Below are 19,690 nucleotides of genomic sequence, written 5' to 3'. Positions count from 1 at the left end.
CCGCAGCGTCTCTCAGCCGGCGTGCAGCCGGTAGGCCAGCGCGTAGCCGCCGAGCATCTCCTGCAGCGCCGCCCGGCGTGTCTCGTCGAGACCGGGAATGTGCAGGTGGGCAAGCTGGCCGTGGCGCTCGTCGGTGACGACGTCCACGCGAATGTCCGCCGCGATCTTCCGCCCCTCTTCCTCCAGCACCCGGCGGATCGCGTCCAGGCGCAGCGCCGGCTTGAAGGTCTTGCCCACCGCGGTGAGCGGGATGCTCTCGATCAGCCAGACATCCTTGGGCACCGCCGCCCGTTCCGGCACATGGCGGCCGGCATGTTCCAGCAGTTCCTCCTCGCTGGCACGGGCGCCGGGCTTGAGCTGGACGTATACCACCGGCAGCTCGCCGGCCCTCGCATCCGGCTTGCCCACCGCCGCCGCCAGGGCCACGGCCGGGTGCTTGTGCAGCGCCTCTTCGATCATCTGCGGGTCGATGTTGTGGCCGCCACGGATGATCAGGTCCTTGCTGCGCCCGGTGAGCCAGATATAGCCGTCCTCGTCGATGCGGCCGAGATCGCCGGTGTTGAACCAGTCGCCGTCGACCCAGATGTCGCGGTTCTTCTCTTGCTGCAGGTAGCCCTTGAACACCGTCGGGCCCTTCAGGCAGAGGTTGCCCGCCTCGTTCGGCGCGGCATCGCGCAGGTAACGGCCGTCGCCGTCGAGCACGGCGACCTTCACCTGGCAGTACGGCAGGCGCAGGCCGATCGAGCCCGGCCGGCGCTCACCGCCGCGCGGGTTGCAGCTGGTGCCGCAGGTGCCTTCGGTGAGTCCATAACCTTCGATCACCTTGAGCCCGGTGCGCGCCTCGAACTGGCGGATCAGCTCCACCGGCATCGGTGCCGCGCCGCACAGGGCGAAGCGCAGGCTGGACAGGTCGCGACCGTCGCTGGGCACCTGCAGCAGCGCGGCGTAGATGGTCGGCACGCCGCTGAAACTGGTGACCCGGTAGCGCTCCACCAGCTTCCAGAAGTCCTGGATCAGGGTCGGATTGCGGTAGCCCTGAGGTCCGGCCAGGAGCACCTGGGCGCCGCGATGGAACGGCGCCAGGCCGGTGACCATCACGCCGTTGACATGGAACAGCGGCAGGCCGCAGAGCAGCACGTCGTCCACCCCGTAGTCGGCGTTCAGGCCCATGATCTCGGCCATCGCCACCTCGTTGAAGTGGCTGTGCGGGGCCAGCTTCGGGGTACCGGTGGTACCGCCGGTGTGGAAATAGGAGGCGACGTCGTCCGGATGGATCACCCGCCCGCTTTCCAGGCGGTCTGCCGGGCAATCGGCAATCAGCGCATCGAAATCCAGCACGCCCTCCGGCAGCGGCCCGCGCTGGGCCTTGAGCGCCTCGCGCTGCGGCGCCGGCAACAGGTTGGCCGGATCGACCACGACGATCGCGTACAACTCCGGCAACTGCGCGCGCAGGCCGGCGACCTTCTGCCACAGGTCGCTGCCGGGGAACGGCGCCAGGGTCACCAGCACCCGGGTGTTGGAGGCGCGGACCAGCTCGGCGATGTGCTCCGGCTCCAGCAGCGGGTTGATCGCGTTGACGATCCCGGCCGCCTCGCCGCCCCAGATCACGTAGTGGGTCTGCGGCAGGTTCGGCAGCAGGAAGGACACCGCCTGGTCGCTCTCCAGGCCCAGCCGGTGCAGGGCGTTGGCGGTCTGGGTGACGCGGGCGAACAGCTCGGCGTAGCTGATCCGCAGCGGCTCCTCGGCGGCGCTGCCATGCAGCAGGCAGCTCAGCGCGATGCGCTGGCCATGGCGCTGGGCCGAGCGTCGCAGCAGTTCGTAGGTGCTGGACGGCAGGTCGCGCTGCTCCAGCGGCACGCGTTCCAGGGCTTCGATATCGCGCAGCCCGGCGATCGGTTGGGACGGATTCATGGTTTTCTTGTTCTTCCGTGGGTGAGTGAGCGGACACTCGCCGGATCGCTCCGGCACCGTCCCCGAAGATGCCACCCTCGCCAGTCGCCTACCGTTGTCTTTTTGTAGCGCGCCGCCGAGTGGCCGCCCCGGGCCCGCCGGGCGCCACCCCGGGGACCCCGGCACGCCCCTCCGGGGCCCGTGGCGCCAGGCCTGGAGGGTATCGGCCAAGCATGGATTTCTCCCCGCTGGCAACATGCTTTACACTGGCGCCCGTTCATTCCTTAACCACTACGAGATCGCCGTGCTCAAAGCACTCAAGAAAATCTTCGGCAAGGCCGACGGAACCCAGCCGCAGAGCGGTTCCTCCCCGGTCCCGCAAGGCCCTGCCGGCGCTACCGCGAAAGGTACCGCCGCCCCCACCGGCGACAAGCCGTCCGAGAAACGCCCACGCAAGCCGCGCGCCCCGCGCGCCGACAACGAGTCCGGCGGCCCGCGCCATGGCGACAAGGCCGACAGGGCCGAGAAAGGCGAGAAACCCGCCAAGCCAGCCGCCAAAGAAGGCCGCGACGGCAAGCCTCGCGGCGACAAGCCGCGCCGCGAACGCACGGCCAAGCCGAAGCCGGTGGACAACTGGAAGCTGGAAGACTTCGTGGTCGAGCCGCAGGAAGGCAAGACCCGCTTCCACGACTTCAACCTCGCGCCGAGCCTGATGCACGCCATCCATGACCTCGGTTTCCCCTACTGCACGCCGATCCAGGCGCAGGTACTGGGCTTCACCCTGCGCGGCCAGGACGCCATCGGCCGCGCCCAGACCGGTACCGGCAAGACCGCCGCGTTCCTCATCTCGATCATCACCCAACTGCTGCAGACCCCGCCGCCGAAAGAGCGCTACATGGGCGAGCCGCGCGCACTGATCATCGCCCCGACCCGCGAACTGGTGGTGCAGATCGCCAAGGACGCCGCGGCGCTGACCAAGTACACCGGGCTGAACGTGATGACCTTCGTCGGCGGCATGGACTTCGACAAGCAGCTCAAGCAACTGGAGGCGCGCTTCTGCGACATCCTGGTCGCTACTCCCGGCCGCCTGCTGGACTTCAACCAGCGCGGCGAGGTGCACCTGGACATGGTCGAGGTGATGGTCCTCGACGAAGCCGACCGCATGCTCGACATGGGCTTCATCCCGCAGGTCCGGCAGATCATCCGGCAGACCCCGCACAAGGGCGAACGTCAGACCCTGCTGTTCTCGGCGACCTTCACCGACGACGTGATGAACCTCGCCAAGCAGTGGACCGTCGATCCGGCGATCGTCGAGATCGAACCGGAGAACGTCGCCAGCGACACCGTCGAGCAGCACGTCTATGCGGTGGCCGGCAGCGACAAGTACAAGCTGCTGTACAACCTGGTGGCGCAGAACAACTGGGAACGGGTGATGGTCTTCGCCAACCGCAAGGACGAAGTCCGCCGCATCGAGGAACGCCTGACCAAGGACGGCATCAGCGCCGCCCAGATGTCCGGCGACGTGCCGCAGCACAAGCGCATCCGCACCCTGGAAGGCTTCCGCGAAGGCAAGATCCGCGTACTGGTGGCCACCGACGTGGCCGGCCGCGGCATCCACATCGACGGCATCAGCCACGTGATCAACTTCACCCTGCCGGAAGATCCGGACGACTACGTGCACCGCATCGGCCGTACCGGCCGCGCCGGCGCCTCGGGCACCTCGATCAGCTTCGCCGGCGAGGATGACGCCTTCGCCCTGCCGCCGATCGAAGAACTGCTGGGCCGCAAGATCACCTGCGAGATGCCGCCGGCCGAGTTGCTCAAGCCGGTACCGCGCAAGCACTGAACACAGGCGCGAAGAAAAAAGGCGAAGCCATCCGGCTTCGCCTTTTTCGTTTCTGCGACACGCAGGTGCCGCCGTCGGTCATCGAGGCAGGTCGGCGCTTGCCCGGCAATACCTTAAAGTCCAGAATGGACAAATTGTTTACATCCATTCCGGAGATCGCATGAGCGCCGCCACTCCCCTGATCGTCCAGCAGGCCGAAGCCGAGCAACTGCTCGCCCGTATCGACGTGCTCCAGGCCATGCGCCAGCTGTTCCTCGACCTAGCCGCCGGCCAGGCGTTCCAGCCGGCCCAGCAACTGGTGGAGTTCCCCGCCGGTCGCGGCGACTTCATCAACTACCTCGGCGTGCTCGCCCAGGAACAGGTCTATGGGGTCAAGACTTCGCCCTACATCGTCCGCGAACAGGGCCCATTGGTCACCGCCTGGACCCTGCTGATGTCGATGCGGACCGGCCAGCCATTGCTGCTCTGCGATGCCGCTAGGCTGACCACCGCGCGCACCGCCGCCACCACCGCGGTGGCGGTGGACGCCCTGGCTCCGGCCGAGGCCGGCCGCCTGGCGCTGATCGGCAGCGGACCGGTGGCCCACGCCCACCTGCAATACGTGAAGGGCCTGCGCGACTGGCAGAGCGTGCGGGTCCACTCGCCGTGCCTGGACGAGCGCCGCCTGCACAGCCTGCGCGCCATCGATTCGCGCGCCGAAGCCGCCGGCAGCCTGGAGGAAGCGCTGGACGAGGCCGAGGTGATCCTGCTCTGCACCTCCTCGGCCCGTGCGGTGATCGACCCGCGCCAACTCAAGCGTCCGGCGCTGGTCACCTCGATCAGCACCAACGCGCCCCGCGCCCATGAGGTACCGGCGGAAAGCCTCGCGGCCATGGACGTCTACTGCGACTACCGGCACACCACCCCCGGCTCCGCCGGCGAGATGCTGATCGCCGCCGAGCAGCATGGCTGGAGCCCCGAGGCGATCCGCGGCGACCTCGCCGAGCTGCTCAGCGGCCAGGCGCCGCGCCCGGACTACCAACGCCCGGCGTTCTTCCGCTCGATCGGCCTGGGCCTGGAAGACGTCGCCCTGGCCAACGCCCTCTACCGCCTGCGCCAGGCCGGCTGATCGCAATGCAGGAGAGCAGCATGATCGAAGCGGATTTCCTCGTCATCGGCGCCGGCATCGCCGGCGCATCCACCGGCTACTGGTTGTCGGCCCATGGCAGTGTCGTGCTGCTGGAGCGCGAGGCGCATCCGGGCTACCACTCCACCGGACGCTCCGCCGCGCACTACACGGTGGCCTACGGCACGCCCCAGGTGCGCGCGCTCACCGCCGCCAGCCGGGCCTTCTTCGACAACCCGCCGACCGGCTTCTGCGAGCATCCGCTGCTCAGCCCACGGCCGGAAATGGTGGTCGACTTCACCAACGACCCGGACGAACTGCAACGCCAGTACCGCAGCGGCAAGGCGCTGGTGCCGCAGATGCGCCTGCTCGACGCGGAACAGGCCTGCTCGATCGTGCCGGTGCTGCGTCGCGACAAGGTGTTCGGCGCCACCTACGACCCCACCGGCGCCGACATCGACACCGACGCCCTGCACCAGGGCTACCTGCGCGGCATCCGTCGCAACCGGGGGCAGGTTCTGTGCAACCACGAGGCGCTGGAGATCCGCCGGGTCGACGGCGCCTGGGAAGTCCGTTGCGCCACCGGCAGCTACCGCGCAGCGGTGCTGGTCAACGCCGCCGGCGCCTGGTGCGACGCCGTCGCCGGGCTGGCCGGGGTGCGCCCGCTGGGGCTGCAACCCAAGCGCCGCTCGGCGTTCATCTTCGCTCCACCGCCGGACATCGACTGCCACGACTGGCCGATGCTGGTCAGCCTCGACGAATCCTTCTATTTCAAGCCGGACGCCGGCATGCTGCTCGGCTCGCCGGCGAACGCCGACCCGGTGGAGGCCCATGACGTGCAACCCGAGCAACTGGACATCGCCACCGGCATGTACCTGATCGAGGAAGCCACCAGCCTCGCCATCCGCCGCCCGGAACACACCTGGGCCGGACTGCGCTCGTTCGTCGCCGACGGCGACCTGGTGGCCGGCTACGCCGACGACGCGGAAGGCTTCTTCTGGGTCGCCGCCCAGGGCGGCTACGGCATCCAGACCTCGCCGGCGATGGGCCGGGCCAGCGCCGCGCTGGTACGCCACCAGCCGCTGCCGGCAGACCTGCGCGAGCACGGCCTGGACGAGTCGATGCTGTCGCCGCGGCGCCTGCGTTCCTGATGACCCGGCGGCGGGTTTGCGGCACACTCGCCCCGCCCGCCGCCCCACGAGAGCCCCTGCGCATGAAGCCGAGCCAAGACCCCAGCCTGGAGAACTACCGGGCGATCGCCGACGGCATCGCCACCCTGTTCTTCCCCCACGCCGAAGTGGTCCTGCACGACCTGCGCAGCCAGCGGGTCGACTACATCGCCAACAACCTGTCCAAGCGCGAGATCGGCGACGATTCGGCGCTGGAAGACATGCTCGAAGGCGGCAGCCACGAGCGCAACATCGGTCCCTACGAGAAGCTCAACTGGGACGGGCAGAAGATCCGCTCGGTCAGCACCGTTCTGCGCGACGGCGCCGGCCAGCCGCTGGCGGTGCTGTGCATCAACCTGAACATCAGCCTGTTCGAGAGCGCCAAGGCGGCGCTCGACCTGTTCCTCTCGCCGAGCAAGCTGATTCCGCAACCGGATGCGCTGTTCCGCGACGACTGGCAGGAGCGCATCAACACCTTCCTGCACGGCTGGCTGCGCCAGCGCCAGCTCGGCCTCAACCTGCTGACCCGCGAGCACAAGCGCGAGCTGGTGCTCGCCCTGCACGCCGAGGGCGCGTTCAAGGGCAAGAGCGCGGCCAACTATGTGGCCAACGTGCTGAACATGGGCCGGGCGACGGTCTACAAGCACCTCAAGGAGCTGAAGGAAGGCGGCGACTGAAAGCAGCCGCCGCCGGCGAGCGGTCAGTCGCCGTAGATGTCGGTCTTGAAGTACTTGCTCTCGATGCGCTTGTAGGTGCCGTCGGCGCGGATCGCGTCGATCGCCGCGTTGAGCTTGCCGAGCAGTTCGGCATCGCCCTTGCGCACCGCGATCCCGGCGCCCTCGCCGAAGTGTTTCGGGTCCTTGAACTCCGGCCCGACGAAGGCGTAGCCCTTGCCGCGCGGGGTGTCGAGGAAGCCGGTCTGCAGCGGGATGGAATCGGCGAAGGTGGCGTCCAGGCGGCCGGCCACCAGGTCCAGGTAGATCTCGTCCTGGCTGGTGTAGCGCACCACTTCGGCGCCGGCCTTGGCCAGCACCGCGCTGGCGAAGCGGTCAGCGGTGGCGCCGCGCTGCACGCCGATGCGCTTGCCGGCCAGCTGGCTGAAGCTGTCGTCGAGCTGGGCGCCCTCTTTCATCACCAGGCGGCCCGGGGTGAAGTAGTACTTGCGGGTGAAGTCCACCGAGCGCCGGCGTTCCTCGGTGATGGTGATGGAAGACAGCGCGGCGTCGATCTTGCGGACTTTCAGCGAGGGGATCAGGCCGTCGTACTCCTGCTCGATCCACTGGCACTTCACCTGCATCTGCGCGCACAGCGCATTGCCGATGTCGTAGTCGAAGCCGGCCAGCTCGCCTTCGGGGGTCTTGAAGGAAAACGGCGGGTAGGCGGCCTCGATGCCGATCCGCAGGTTGCCATCGGCGGCGACGGCGGATCCGCTGGCGAGCACGCCGAGCAGCAGGCCTCCCAGCAGGTTCTTGGTGTTCAGCGACTTGATCATGGACGACTCCAGGGGTGGCAAAGGTCCGCCCTCGAACCGGGGCGGGGAGAGACGGTGATCCGTCTTTATACTTTTCGTCCAATCTGGACCAAAAAGTACACATCGTCAATCGCCGTCCCTCCTCCGCCACCCTTCCTTACCTCCTTCGAGGAATAGGCCCGCCGGCCCGAGAGCCTTAGGCTTGAGCCATACACAGCCACCCCGCGAGGTGTCCCGCCAAGCAGACAACACCCCTGCTCCATTTCAGCTATCACGGTTAAGGCTCCATTTACGCCTGGATCCCCGCGTCACGCTCATGCCGCGGGGATTTTTTCGTTTCGTCAACGCCCTTGAAAGGCTTCGCTACCCGTCGCAAGCCGCGCTCCGCCAGCTAGCGCGCCCAGGTCGGCGCCGAGCGCGAGTACCGAAGGGCGCCTGAGAGACGTGCGGGACCAGGTCGGTCTGGACATGCCCGGCCACCGGGACACGCGGCGCAGCTAGGTGATCGCACGCAGTTCCAGCGACGGTTATGCCGTGATGTTTTCCGGGGCGAGCTGTACAGCAGCGAGACCGGCGACGAGCCCCTGGTGGCCTACCAGAAGAGCGGCCTCGCCCTGGCCCCTGGCGAAGGCCCGCTGGGGGCGCCCCGAGTCGCCTCAGCCGCCGCTCATGTTCATGAAGCGCAACACCTGCACCTCGCCGGCGGCGCTGAATTCATGGCGCGCCGGCTTGCGCTGGAGCGCCTCGCCTATCGCTTCCAGCAACGGCCCGTCGTGCAGCGGGTGGCGGCGCAGCAGCGCGCGCAGGTCGAGCGAATGCTCGTGACCGAGACACAGCAGCAGGCGGCCCTCGACGGTCAGGCGCAGGCGGTTGCAGGTGGCGCAGAAGTTGTGCGAGTGCGGCGAGATGAAGCCGATGCGTGTCTGCGGATGCTCGACCAGGCGCACGTAGCGCGCCGGCCCGCCGCTCTGCTCGGCGCTGTCGAGCAAGGCGTGGCGCTGGGCGATCAGCGCGCGTACTTCGTCGCTGGAGCAGAAGCTCTCGCCACGTTCGCGTCCGACCTGGCCCAGCGGCATCTCCTCGATGAAGCTGATGTCCAGGCCGCGGGCGATGGCGAAGTCCACCAGCGCCGGCACTTCATCGGCATTGCGCCCCTTCATCACCACCGCGTTCAGCTTGATCCGGCGGAAACCGGCGGCCTGGGCGGCGTCGATGCCGGCCAGCACCTTGTCCAGCTCGCCGTTGCGGGTGATCGCCCGGAAACGCGCCGGATCGAGGGTGTCGAGGCTGATGTTCAGACGCGCCAGGCCAGCGTCGTACAACGACCGGGCGTAGCGCACCAGTTGCGAGCCGTTGCTGGTCATGCACAGTTCGCGCAATCCCGGCAGCGCCGCCAGGCGCTCGCACAGGCCGACGATGCCGGGCCGCACCAGCGGCTCGCCGCCGGTCAGGCGCAGCTTGCGCACGCCGCCGGCGACGAACAGCCGGGCGACCCGCTCGATCTCCTCCAGGGTCAGCACCTGCTGGCGCGGCAGGAAGCGCATGTCTTCGGCCATGCAGTAGACACAGCGGAAGTCGCAACGGTCGGTGACCGACAGGCGCAGGTAGTCGATCTGTCGGCCTTGGCCATCGATCCAGTCGGTCATGTCCTGGGTACTCCGGTTGATGTTCGGGAGGAAGACGGAAACAACGGCGGCGAAACCTATTGCACCAGCGCCCCATCCGCGCCCTCGAAGGCGAAGCCCTCGATGCGGGCGTCTCCCGCCAGCACGCCGATGTACTGCCCCACCGCTCGCTGCAACACCTGCGCCTGCAGGTGCGCGGCGATCTGCGCGCGGGCCGCCTCGAAGCCGAGCGGTTCGCCGCCCTCGCGCGCCAGCAGCTCCACCACATGCAGGCCATAGCGGCTTTCCAGCGGATGTTCGAGCAACCCGGGGGCGCGACGCAGCAGGCGCTTCTCGAATTCGGGGACGGTCTGCCCCGGCTCGATCCAGCCGAGGTCGCCACCCTCCTCCTTCGACGGGCAGGCGGAGAAACGCCGGGCCAGGTCGACGAAGCGCTCGGGATGCCCACGCAGCTCGTCGAGCAGCTCCGCGGCCTGCTTGCGCGCCGTCTCGCGGCCTTCCAGGTCGTCCGGCGCGCAGGCCAGCAGCACATGGCGCAATTGCAGGCGCCAGGGGCCGAGCAGGCGCCCCGGATTGGCCACGTACCAGGTCCGGCAGGCGTCTTCGTCGGCTTCCGGGACCTGCACCTCTTCCTCCAGCAATTGGCGGATGCGCGCTTCCTCCGGCGTCTCGCCGTCTTCGCAGCGGGCCTCGATGCCCAGCGCGTCGGCCCGTTGCAGGAGCAACTGGCGGACGATCAGCGCACGGCAGGCGGCCTCCAGCGCCAGCGCGTAGCTGTCCGCCGGGTGGTATTGCAGCTCGCGGGCCAGCAGGTCTTCGCCGATGGCCACGCCGTTGACCTTCAGTTGCGGCAGTTCGACCTTCTCGACGCGTTCTTCGTAGTGGGAGCAACTCATGATCGATCACCTCGGTTCGGCGGGCCGGCGCCGGATGCGCCGGCCGCCCAGGGTTCAGGCAGGACGTTTCTGGCGCACGATCTGGTAGCGCCGGCCCAGGTACCACACCGGCGCGCTGACGATGTGCACCAGGCGAGTGAAGGGGAACAGCACGAACAGGGTCAGGCCCAGGCCGACGTGCAGCTTGTAGACCAGGCCCACCGGCGCGATGGCTTCGGCCGCCGCCAGCGGACGCAGGGTGACGATGGCCTGGGCCCAGTCGGCGAGCATCACCATCACCGAGCCATCCATGTGATGGGTCGAGGCGACGATGGTGGAGAGGCCGAGGATCAGCTGGGCGTAGAGCACCAGCAGGATCATCAGGTCGGAGGCGTTGCCGGTGGCGCGCACCCGCGCGTCGGTCAGGCGGCGCAGGATCAGTCCGCTCAGGCCGATGAAGCAGAGCACGCCGAAGAAGCCGCCGGAGACCATCGCCAGCAGTTGCTTGTTCTCGGTGCTGATCAGGTGGTGGTAGACCGAGGCCGGGGTCAGCAGGCCGACGAAGTGGCCGGCGAGGATGAACAGCACGCCGACGTGGAACAGGTTGCTGTATACCCGCATGCCCTTCTTGCTGAGCATCTGGCTGGAACCGGCCTTCCAGGTGTACTGCGAGAGGTCGAAGCGCGCCCAGCTGCCGACCAGGCAGATCAGCAGCGCGACATAGGGATAGATCCCGAAGAACAGAAGATTGGTCGACATGCTCAGACTCCTTCGCGGGCCGCGCGGTACTGCATCTGCGGTACCGGCTGGGCGACCCATTGCAATGGTTGTTCGGTGGACGCCGTCGGACGGCGGCCACTGCTCGACGGGCAACCGCCGGCAGGGTCGGTGAAGCTCACCGGGGTTTCCTCCCAGGCCCGGTCGATGGCCTCCAGGCTGTCGTCGCGCTGTTCCTGGGCCTGGTCGCGACGCAACGCGCCGAGGTCCGGGCGTTCGCCGCCGAGTTCCAGCAGCGCCTCGAAGATCGCCGCGTAGGCGCTGCCGCGCTCCTCCAGGCGCAGCGCCAGCAGGCCGAGGATGTGCGCCACTTCGGCGAGCCCCTCGCTGGCCGCCGCGAACGGCAGCAGCGACAGGTATTCGAGGTACAGCGGCAGGTAGTCCGGCAGCTCCGGTACGTCGATCTGCAGGCCGGCCCGGGTGTAGCGGTCGAGTAGGTCGACCATCGCCTGGCCACGGTCGCGGCTCTCGCCGTGGACGTGCTCGAAGAGCAGCAGCGAGACCGAGCGGCCGCGTTCGAAGAGACCGTCGTAGCGCGCCTGGACGTCCAGCAGGTCGCCCTGGCCGAGCTCGTTGAGCAGCGCCGCGAGGCCGTCGCGCAGCGCTTCGGGCAGTTCGCAGGTGCGAATCAGCGCATGCAGGCCGAGACTCTCCTCGCGCAGCTCGGCGCGCGGATAGTCGAGCAGCAGGGCGAGCAGGCGGAACAGTTGGCTATGATCGTTCATGGCGCTCACTCCTGGATCTGCACGACCTGGATCACGTCGCGGCGGTTGGTCGGCTTGCCGCCGAACAGGTTGACGGCGGAGTTGCTGCCGCCGGAACAGCCGTTGCCGAAGCTGAAGCCGCAGCCGGAACGCTCGGCGAAGGCATCGGAGAGCGCTTCCTCGCGGTGCGCGCTGGGGATCACGAAGCGATCCTCGTAGTTGGCGATGGCCAGGTAGCGGTACATCTCCTCCACCTGCTCCACGCTCAACCCGACCTTGGCCAGCACTTCCAGGTCCTGGCGGCCTTCGACGTGCTCGGCGCGCTTGTAGGCGCGCATCGCCAGCAGGCGCTTGAGCGCCAGCAGCACCGGCGCGGTGTCGCCGGCGGTGAGCAGGTTGGCCAGGTACTGCACGGGAATGCGCAGCGACTCGACGTCCGGGATCACCCCGTCGCTGCCGATGTGCCCCTCGGCGGCGGCGTTCTGGATCGGCGACAGCGGCGGCACGTACCAGACCATCGGCAGCGTGCGGTATTCCGGGTGCAGCGGCAGGGCCAGCTTCCAGTCCATCGCCAGCTTGTACACCGGCGACTTCTGCGCCGCCTCGATGACGCTGTCGGCCACCCCGTCCTTGCGCGCCTGGGCGATCACCGCCGGGTCGAACGGATCGAGGAAGATCTCCAGCTGCTTCTCGTACAGCTCGCGCTCGTTCTCGCAACTGGCCACTTCGTGGATGCGGTCGGCGTCGTAGAGCAGCACGCCGAGGTAGCGGATGCGCCCGACGCAGGTCTCCGAGCAGACGGTGGGCTGGCCGGCCTCGATGCGCGGGTAGCAGAAGATGCACTTCTCGGACTTGCCGCTCTTCCAGTTGAAATAGATCTTCTTGTACGGGCAGCCGGAGATGCACATCCGCCAGCCGCGGCACTTGTCCTGGTCGATCAGGACGATGCCGTCCTCCTCGCGCTTGTAGATCGCCCCGCTCGGGCAGGACGCCACGCACGCCGGGTTCAGGCAGTGCTCGCAGAGGCGCGGCAGGTACATCATGAAGGTGTTCTCGTACTCACCGTAGATGTCCGCCTGGACCTGGTCGAAGTTCTTGTCCTTGCGCCGCCTGGCGAACTCGGTGCCGAGGATCTCCTCCCAGTTCGGGCCCCACTCGATCTTCTCCATGCGCTGCCCGGAGACCAGCGAGCGCGGGCGCGCCACCGGCTGGTGTTCGGCCTTGGGTGCGGTATGCAGGTGCTGGTAGTCGAAGTCGAACGGTTCGTAGTAGTCGTCGATCTCCGGCAGGTCGGGGTTGGCGAAGATGTTCGCCAGCACGCGGAACTTGCCGCCGATGCGCGGGCGGATCGAACCGTCCGCCGCGCGCACCCAGCCGCCCTTCCACTTCTCCTGGTTTTCCCATTCCTTCGGGTAGCCGATCCCGGGCTTGGTCTCGACGTTGTTGAACCAGGCGTACTCCATGCCTTCGCGGCTGGTCCAGACGTTCTTGCAGGTGATCGAGCAGGTGTGGCAACCGATGCATTTGTCGAGGTTCAGCACCATGCCGACTTGCGAACGAATTTTCATGGCGTCTCTCCTCAAATGTCCTGGGGCAGCGGTTGCGGCAGGGCGTCGCCACCGAGTCCGCCGTGGCGGGGTTCGTCCAGCCAGTCGACCTTGCTCATCTTGCGCACCACGACGAACTCGTCGCGGTTGCAGCCGACCGTGCCGTAGTAGTTGAAGCCCCAGGCCTGCTGGGCGTAGCCGCCGATCATGTGGGTGGGCTTGAGCACCACGCGGGTCACCGAGTTGTGGTGGCCGCCACGGGTGCCGGTGGTCTCGCTGCCAGGTACGTTCACGATGCGTTCCTGGGCGTGGTACATCATCACCATGCCGTCCTTGACCCGCTGGCTGACCACCGCGCGGCAGGTCGCCGCGCCGTTGGCGTTGAACACCTCGACCCAGTCGTTATCGACGATCCCGGCCCTGGCCGCGTCGTGCTCGCTGAGCCAGATGATCGGACCGCCGCGCGACAGGGTGAGCATCAGCAGGTTGTCGCTGTAGGTGGAGTGGATGCCCCATTTCTGGTGCGGGGTGATCCAGTTCAGGGTGATCTCCGGGTTGCCGTTGGGCTTCCTGTTCAACAGCTTCTCGGTGGTCCGGGTGTTGACCGGCGGCCGGTAGCTGACGAAGCCTTCGCCGAACGCCTGCATCCACGGGTGGTCCTGGTAGAACTGCTGGCGACCGGTGATGGTGCGCCACGGGATCAGCTCGTGGACGTTGGTGTAGCCGGCGTTGTAGCTGACGTGCTCGTCCTCGAGGCCGGACCAGGTCGGACTGGAGATGATCTTGCGCGGCTGTACCTGGATGTCGCGGAAGCGGATCTTCTCGTCTTCCTTGGGCAGCGCCAGGTGGGCATGCTCGCGGCCGGTGATCTTCGACAGCGCTTCCCAGGCCTTGACCGCGACCTGGCCGTTGGTTTCCGGAGCCAGGGCGAGGACCACCTCGGCGGCGTCGATGGCGCTGTCGATGCGCGGCCGGCCCTGGCTGACGCCGCTCTCGACGACGCGGTGGTTGAGGTCGCCGACCAGCTTCACTTCCTTCTCGGTGTTCCAGCCGATGCCCTTGCCGCCGTTGCCCAGCTTGTCCAGCAGCGGACCGAGCGAGGTGAACTTGCGATAGACGTTCGGGTAGTCGCGCTCGACCAGATGCAGCGTCGGCAGGTTGCGCCCCGGCATCGGCTCGCACTCGCCCTTCTTCCAGTCATGGCCGTCGCCGCCGAACGGCTGCGCCAGCTCGGTGGGGGTGTCGTGCAGCAGCGGCACCGTGACCAGGTCCTGCTCCACGCCGAGGTGGCCTTCGGCGACGGCGGAGAACTTCTTCGCGATGGCCTTGTAGATCTCCCAGTCGCTCCTGGCTTCCCAGGCCGGATCGGTGGCCGCCGACAGCGGATGGATGAAGGGGTGCATGTCGGAGGTGTTGAGGTCGTCCTTCTCGTACCAGGTAGCGGTCGGCAGGACGATGTCCGAGTACATGCAGGTGGAGGACATGCGGAAGTCCAGGGTGGTGACCAGGTCGAGCTTGCCCTCGGCGCCGTCGTCGACCCAGTCGACCTCGGTGGGACGCGGACCGCCGGCCTTGCCGAGGTCATCGTTCATCACCCCGTTCTTCGCCCCGAGCAGGTACTTGAGCATGTACTCGTGGCCCTTGCCGGAGGAGCCCAGCAGGTTGGAACGCCAGATGAACATGTTGCGCGGGAAATTCTGCGGATCGTCCGGCGATTCGCTGGCGAAACGCAGGCCGCCGCTCTTCAGTTCGCGCACCACGTAGTCGGCGACCGGCAGGCCGGCGGCCTCGGCCTCGGCGGCGATGCGCAGCGGGTTGCGGTTCAGTTGCGGCGCCGACGGCAGCCAGCCGAGGCGTTCGGCCTGGATGTTGTAGTCCAGGGCGTGTTCGGCGAAGCGACTGGCGTCGGCCAGCGGCGACAGCACCTCGTGCATCGACAGTTTCTCGTGACGCCATTGCGAGCTGTGCAGGTAGAAGAAGCTGGTGCCGTTCATCTGCCGCGGCGGCCGGCTCCAGTCCAGGCCGAAGGCCAGCGGCGCCCAGCCGGTCTGCGGGCGCAGCTTCTCCTGGCCGACATAGTGCGCCCAGCCGCCGCCGCTCTGGCCGATGCAGCCGCACATCATCAGCATGTTGATGACCGCGCGGTAGTTCATGTCCATGTGGTACCAGTGGTTCATCGCCGCGCCGATGATCACCATCGCCTTGCCGCGGGTCTTGTCGGCGCTGTCGGCGAACTCGCGGGCGACCTGCGTCGCGCGCGCCGCCGGGACGCCGGTGATGCGCTCCTGCCAGGCCGGGGTATAGGGCGTGTCGGCGTCCTCGTAGGAGGTCGCCACGTTGTCGCCGCCCAGGCCGCGGTCGATGCTGTAGTTGGCCATCTGCAGGTCGTAGACGGTGGCCACCCGCAGGCGCTTGCCGTCCGCCGCGACGATCTCGCGGAACGGCACCCGGCGCAGCAGTACCTCGTCGTTGGCGACGCCCTTGAAGTGCGGGTGCTCCTGCCCGGCGAAGTACGGGAAGGCCACCTCGCAGGCATGTTCCGGGCCATCGAGCAGCGACAGTTGCAGGCGCGTCTGGTCACCGCTCCTGCCGTCCAGCTCGGCGATGTTCCACTTGCCCGACTCGCCCCAGCGGTAGCCGATGGCGCCGGTGGGCGAGACCAGCCCGCCGCTGCGCTCGTCGTAGGCGATGGTCTTCCACTCGGGGTTGTTGTCCTGGCCGAGGTTGTCGGCCAGGTCGGCGGCGCGCAGGTAGCGGGTCGGCTTGAACGCGCCGCCGGCATGTTCCTCCAGCAACACCAGCATCGGCATGTCGGTGTACTGGCGGCAGTAGTCGACGAAGTAGGCGCTCGGCCGGTCGAGGTGGAACTCCTTCAGGATCACGTGACCGAAGGCCATGCCCAGCGCAGCGTCGGTGCCCTGCTTGGGGTTGAGCCAGAGGTCGGTGAGCTTGGCCACCTCGGAATAGTCCGGGGTGATGGAGACGGTCTTGGTGCCCTTGTAGCGCACCTCGGTGAAGAAGTGCGCGTCCGGGGTCCGCGTCTGCGGCACGTTGGAGCCCCAGGCGATGATGTAGCTGGAGTTGTACCAGTCGGCCGACTCCGGCACGTCGGTCTGTTCGCCCCAGATCTGCGGGCTGGCCGGCGGCAGGTCGCAGTACCAGTCGTAGAAGCTCAGGCAGACCCCGCCGATCAGCGACAGGTAGCGGGCGCCGGCGGCGTAGCTGACCATCGACATAGCCGGGATCGGCGAGAAGCCGATCACCCGGTCCGGACCGTAGGTCTTGGCGGTGTAGACGTTGGCCGCGGCGATGATCTCGGTGACTTCGTCCCAGCTGGAGCGGACGAAGCCGCCCAGGCCGCGCTGGCTCTTGTAGCTCTTCGCCTTGGCGGCGTCCTCGACGATGCTGGCCCAGGCGTCCACCGGGTCGCCGTGCCGTGCCCGCGCCTCGCGCCAGAGCTTGAGCAGCGGCTTGCGCACCTTCGGGTACTTCAGGCGGTTGGCGCTGTAGATGTACCAGGAGTAGCTGGCCCCGCGCGGGCAGCCGCGCGGCTCGTGGTTGGGCAGGTCCGGACGGGTGCGCGGGTAGTCGGTCTGCTGGGTTTCCCAGGTGATCAGGCCGTTCTTCACGTAGATCTTCCAGGAGCAGGAACCGGTGCAGTTCACCCCGTGGGTGGAGCGCACGATCTTGTCGTGCTGCCAGCGCTGCCGGTAGGCGCCTTCCCAGGCGCGGCTCTCGTTGCTGGTCTCGCCGTGGCCATCGGCGAATTCGCCCTGCTTCTTCTTGAAGAACTGCAGGCGGTCGAGCAGGTGACTCATCTTGATCTCCTCACCCGGTCTGTGCCGGGCGTTACAACGCTAATCAGGGGTTGCCGCGGGCTGCTGCCGACGGTCTCAACAGGGACTCTCCGCACCCTTGCGCGCGTACCACCACCAGGTGGCGACGATGCAGCTCAGGTAGTAGGCGATGAACACGTAGAGGGCGCCCTCGGCGCTGCCGGTCATGTGCAGCGAGGTGCCGAACGCCTTCGGGATGAAGAACCCGCCGAAGGCGCCGATGGCGGCGGAGAAGCCGATCACCGCGGCCGACTCCATGCTCGCGTTGCGCGCCGCGCCGGCTTCGTCGGCCTGGCCGTCGCGCACCCGCCGGGCCCACTCGTTGCGGAAGATCACCGGGATCATGCGGAAGGTGGAGCCGTTGCCGATACCGGCGAAGAAGAACAGCAGGATGAAGGCGCCAAGGAAGCCGAAGAAGTTGCCCTGGCCGCCGTCGCCCGGCAGGAAGGCGATCACCGCGAACACCCCGCCGATCATCAGCGCGTAGTTCCACAGGGTGATCCGCGCGCCGCCGAACTTGTCCGCCAGCCAGCCGCCCAGGGGCCGGCTGAGGGCGCCCACCAGCGGACCGAGGAAGGCATATTGCAGCGGGTTGACGTCGGGGAACTGGGTCTTGCTGAGCATCGCGAAGCCGGCCGAGAAGCCGATGAAGGAGCCGAAGGTGGCCACGTACAGCCAGCACATCAGCCAGTTGTGCTTGCGCTTGAAGATCACCGCCTGGTCGCGGAACGAGGCCTTGGCGTCGGCGATGTCGTTCATCCCGAACCAGGCCGCGACCGATACCACGGCGATGAACGGCACCCAGATCCAGCCGGCGTTCTGCAGCCACAGGCGGCCGCCGTCGCCGAGCTGCTGCGGCTCGCCGCCGAAGGCGCCGAACAGGCCGCCGGCCACCGCCAGCGGCACGGCGAACTGCATCACCGAGACGCCGAGGTTGCCGAGCCCGGCGTTCAGGCCGAGGGCGGTGCCCTGCTGGCTCTTCGGATAGAAGAAGCTGATGTTGGACATGCTCGAGGCGAAGTTGCCGCCGCCGAAGCCGCAGAGCAGCGCGATCAGGGCGAACACCCAGTACGGGGTGCTCGGGTCCTGCACGGCGAAGCCCAGCCAGATGCACGGGATCAGCATCGAGGCGGTGCTCAGGGCGGTCCAGCGACGGCCGCCGAAGATCGGCACCATGAACGAATAGAACACCCGCAGGGTGGCGCCGGAGATCGACGGCAGCGCCGCGAGCAGGAACAGCTGGTCGTTGCTGAAGGCGAAGCCGGCGCTGTTCAGGCGCACGGTCACCGTGCTCCAGATCATCCACACGGCGAAGGCGAGCAGCAGCGCGGGAATCGAGATCCACAGGTTGCGGCTGGCGATGCGCTTGCCGCTGCGCGCCCAGAACTCGGGGTCCTCGGGGCGCCAGTCGAGCAGCAGCGGTCCCCGTGCGGCTTTCAGTTGGGTATTGGCGATCATGCCCATGACGGCATTACCTCAGGAGTGGGTGGGAAGGGTGGGAGGAAGGTCGACGTCGGCCGAGGCGGCCTGGCCGTCGATGCGGCGCTGCTGCTTGATCGCGTAGTGCATCCAGACCATGCAGACCACGGTCAGGCCGAACAGCAGCATGAAGCAGGAGGAGCGCACGCCGATGTGGTCGGCGGCGTAGCCGAAGAGGATCGGCAGGCAGAAGCCGCCGAGGCCGCCGATCACCCCGACCATGCCGCCGACGGTGCCCATGTTGCTCGGGTAGTAGTCGTGGATGATCCGGTACACGCTGGCCTTACCGAAGCCCTGGGCGATGCCGACGACGAACACCAGGAAGGTGAACAGCCAGACGTTCAGGCCGATGCCCAGGCTGAGGTCGCCCTGGATGCCGTGGATGGTCATGGTGGTCTGCGGGTAGGAGAGGAAGAACAGGCACACCAGGCAGACCCAGAACACGCCCCAGTTCACCGAGCGCGCGCCGTAGTGGTCGCTGAACCAGCCGCCGAGGGCGCGGATCAGGCCGGACGGCAGGGTGAACAGCATGGTGATGAAGGACGCGGTCTTCAGGTCCAGGCCGTACTCGGCGATGTAGTACTTCGGCAGCCACAGGGCCAGGGCGACGAAGCCGCCGAAGACGAAGAAGTAGTAGAGGCCGAAGCGCCACACGCGCAGCTCGCCGAGCGGCGCCAGTTGCCTGGCCAGGGTCGGCCGCTGGCTGGTCTCGGCGGCGCCCTTGAGGTGCGCCGGATCGGTCCAGGTGAACAGCCAGAACAGCACGGCGGTGACCAGCATGGCCACCGAGTAGACCTGCGGCACCATGCGCCAGCCGAAGGCGACCACGATCATCGGCGCCACTAGGTTGGTGATCGCCGCGCCGGCATTGCCAGCACCGAAGATGCCCATCGCGGTGCCCTGGCGCTCCTTCTCGAACCAGGCCGAGGTGTAGGCGATGCCGACCGCGAAGGAGCCGCCGGCCAGGCCGACGAACAGGCCGAGCACCAGGTAGTGCCAGTACTGGCTGGCGAAGGCCAGGCCGTAGATGGGGATGGCCACCAGCAGCATGTGGATGAAGAACACGATGCGGCCGCCGAAGCGGTCGGTGATCAGGCCCAGCGGCAGGCGCACCAGGGAGCCGGTGAGGATCGGCAGGGCGACCATCAGGCCGAACTGGGATTCGCTCAGGCCGAGCTCGTCCTTGATGCGGATGCCGATGATCGAAAACATCGTCCACACGGCGAAATTCACCGCGAAGGACAAGGTACTCATGCCGAGGACGGAGTACTGTTTCTGACGTAGGGAAGCCATGGCTAAACTCTCTGCACGGACAGCGTTCAGCGAGAGCCTAGGGAAGGCGTTCCTATGCAAATTTGATAGGAAT

Annotated in this window: 14 protein-coding genes; 4 read left to right on the top strand and 10 right to left on the bottom strand. The window is 67.7% G+C overall.

Annotated elements, in window-relative coordinates; translation table 11 throughout:
• Positions 1 to 12: 12 nt before the first annotated feature.
• Entirely contained in the window at positions 13 to 1,911 is a 1,899-nt protein-coding gene (locus B7D75_RS05440; protein ID WP_107113813.1) for an acyl-CoA synthetase, read from the bottom strand.
• A 283-nt stretch (positions 1,912 to 2,194) separates the two neighbouring features.
• On the opposite strand from B7D75_RS05440, the gene rhlB reads away from it, so the two are divergent.
• The 4 genes from rhlB (at position 2,195) to dauR (ending at position 6,687) form a co-directional block, all read left to right on the top strand.
• Positions 2,195 to 3,736, top strand: coding sequence for an ATP-dependent RNA helicase RhlB (gene rhlB / locus B7D75_RS05430; protein WP_003156356.1), 1,542 nt, complete (start codon positions 2,195 to 2,197; stop codon positions 3,734 to 3,736).
• Between the two features lie 160 nt (positions 3,737 to 3,896).
• Positions 3,897 to 4,844 (top strand): NAD(P)H-dependent anabolic L-arginine dehydrogenase DauB, encoded by a 948-nt coding sequence (gene dauB / locus B7D75_RS05425; RefSeq protein WP_058136894.1) that lies wholly within the window; start codon positions 3,897 to 3,899, stop codon positions 4,842 to 4,844.
• 20 nt (positions 4,845 to 4,864) lie between these two features.
• Positions 4,865 to 5,992 carry an NAD(P)/FAD-dependent oxidoreductase gene (locus B7D75_RS05420; protein ID WP_053813447.1) on the top strand — a complete coding sequence of 376 codons (1,128 nt, stop codon included), beginning with the start codon at positions 4,865 to 4,867 and terminating at the stop codon, positions 5,990 to 5,992.
• A gap of 62 nt (positions 5,993 to 6,054) precedes the next feature.
• Positions 6,055 to 6,687, top strand: a complete 633-nt coding sequence (gene dauR / locus B7D75_RS05415; protein WP_034079880.1) for a transcriptional regulator DauR — start codon at positions 6,055 to 6,057, stop codon at positions 6,685 to 6,687.
• A gap of 23 nt (positions 6,688 to 6,710) precedes the next feature.
• On the opposite strand, the gene B7D75_RS05410 is transcribed toward dauR, so the two are convergent.
• The 9 genes from B7D75_RS05410 to B7D75_RS05370 form a co-directional block, all read right to left on the bottom strand.
• The gene (locus B7D75_RS05410) at positions 6,711 to 7,502 is read right to left on the bottom strand and encodes an ABC transporter substrate-binding protein (RefSeq protein WP_003156363.1); all 792 of its coding nucleotides are present in this window, start codon (positions 7,500 to 7,502) and stop codon (positions 6,711 to 6,713) included.
• Positions 7,503 to 8,137: 635 nt separating this feature from the next.
• Complete coding sequence (gene moaA, locus B7D75_RS05405; protein WP_053816761.1) at positions 8,138 to 9,127, bottom strand: GTP 3',8-cyclase MoaA; 990 nt, start codon at positions 9,125 to 9,127, stop codon at positions 8,138 to 8,140.
• A gap of 56 nt (positions 9,128 to 9,183) precedes the next feature.
• Positions 9,184 to 10,002: a peptidylprolyl isomerase gene (locus B7D75_RS05400; protein ID WP_107113812.1), complete on the bottom strand. Its 819-nt coding sequence runs from the start codon at positions 10,000 to 10,002 to the stop codon at positions 9,184 to 9,186.
• Positions 10,003 to 10,056: 54 nt separating this feature from the next.
• Complete coding sequence (narI, locus tag B7D75_RS05395; protein ID WP_003092953.1) at positions 10,057 to 10,740, bottom strand: respiratory nitrate reductase subunit gamma; 684 nt, start codon at positions 10,738 to 10,740, stop codon at positions 10,057 to 10,059.
• Between the two features lie 2 nt (positions 10,741 to 10,742).
• Entirely contained in the window at positions 10,743 to 11,483 is a 741-nt protein-coding gene (narJ, locus tag B7D75_RS05390; RefSeq protein WP_034079876.1) for a nitrate reductase molybdenum cofactor assembly chaperone, read from the bottom strand.
• A 5-nt stretch (positions 11,484 to 11,488) separates the two neighbouring features.
• Complete coding sequence (gene narH, locus B7D75_RS05385; RefSeq protein ID WP_034079874.1) at positions 11,489 to 13,030, bottom strand: nitrate reductase subunit beta; 1,542 nt, start codon at positions 13,028 to 13,030, stop codon at positions 11,489 to 11,491.
• A gap of 11 nt (positions 13,031 to 13,041) precedes the next feature.
• Entirely contained in the window at positions 13,042 to 16,827 is a 3,786-nt protein-coding gene (locus B7D75_RS05380) for a nitrate reductase subunit alpha (protein WP_003154503.1), read from the bottom strand.
• Between the two features lie 75 nt (positions 16,828 to 16,902).
• Positions 16,903 to 18,309, bottom strand: a complete 1,407-nt coding sequence (narK2, locus tag B7D75_RS05375) for a nitrate/nitrite transporter NarK2 (RefSeq protein ID WP_012074510.1) — start codon at positions 18,307 to 18,309, stop codon at positions 16,903 to 16,905.
• A 12-nt stretch (positions 18,310 to 18,321) separates the two neighbouring features.
• On the bottom strand, positions 18,322 to 19,617 hold the full coding sequence (locus B7D75_RS05370) for a nitrate/nitrite transporter (protein WP_107113811.1): 1,296 nt from the start codon (positions 19,615 to 19,617) through the stop codon (positions 18,322 to 18,324).
• Positions 19,618 to 19,690: the final 73 nt, after the last annotated feature.

Source organism: Pseudomonas paraeruginosa (assembly GCF_003025345.2).
GTDB lineage: Bacteria > Pseudomonadota > Gammaproteobacteria > Pseudomonadales > Pseudomonadaceae > Pseudomonas > Pseudomonas paraeruginosa.
This window is presented reverse-complemented; position numbering and strand designations above follow the sequence as displayed.

Excerpts from the sequence above, each read along its gene's own strand:
- B7D75_RS05370 (WP_107113811.1), bottom strand. The coding sequence starts at position 19,617 with ATGGCTTCCCTACGTCAGAAACAGTACTCCGTCCTCGGCATGAGTACC.
- B7D75_RS05400 (WP_107113812.1), bottom strand. The coding sequence starts at position 10,002 with ATGAGTTGCTCCCACTACGAAGAACGCGTCGAGAAGGTCGAACTGCCG.
- dauB (WP_058136894.1), top strand. The coding sequence starts at position 3,897 with ATGAGCGCCGCCACTCCCCTGATCGTCCAGCAGGCCGAAGCCGAGCAA.
- B7D75_RS05420 (WP_053813447.1), top strand. The coding sequence starts at position 4,865 with ATGATCGAAGCGGATTTCCTCGTCATCGGCGCCGGCATCGCCGGCGCA.
- narH (WP_034079874.1), bottom strand. The coding sequence starts at position 13,030 with ATGAAAATTCGTTCGCAAGTCGGCATGGTGCTGAACCTCGACAAATGC.
- narJ (WP_034079876.1), bottom strand. The coding sequence starts at position 11,483 with ATGAACGATCATAGCCAACTGTTCCGCCTGCTCGCCCTGCTGCTCGAC.
- narI (WP_003092953.1), bottom strand. The coding sequence starts at position 10,740 with ATGTCGACCAATCTTCTGTTCTTCGGGATCTATCCCTATGTCGCGCTG.
- B7D75_RS05410 (WP_003156363.1), bottom strand. The coding sequence starts at position 7,502 with ATGATCAAGTCGCTGAACACCAAGAACCTGCTGGGAGGCCTGCTGCTC.
- dauR (WP_034079880.1), top strand. The coding sequence starts at position 6,055 with ATGAAGCCGAGCCAAGACCCCAGCCTGGAGAACTACCGGGCGATCGCC.
- narK2 (WP_012074510.1), bottom strand. The coding sequence starts at position 18,309 with ATGGGCATGATCGCCAATACCCAACTGAAAGCCGCACGGGGACCGCTG.
- B7D75_RS05440 (WP_107113813.1), bottom strand. The coding sequence starts at position 1,911 with ATGAATCCGTCCCAACCGATCGCCGGGCTGCGCGATATCGAAGCCCTG.
- B7D75_RS05380 (WP_003154503.1), bottom strand. The coding sequence starts at position 16,827 with ATGAGTCACCTGCTCGACCGCCTGCAGTTCTTCAAGAAGAAGCAGGGC.
- moaA (WP_053816761.1), bottom strand. The coding sequence starts at position 9,127 with ATGACCGACTGGATCGATGGCCAAGGCCGACAGATCGACTACCTGCGC.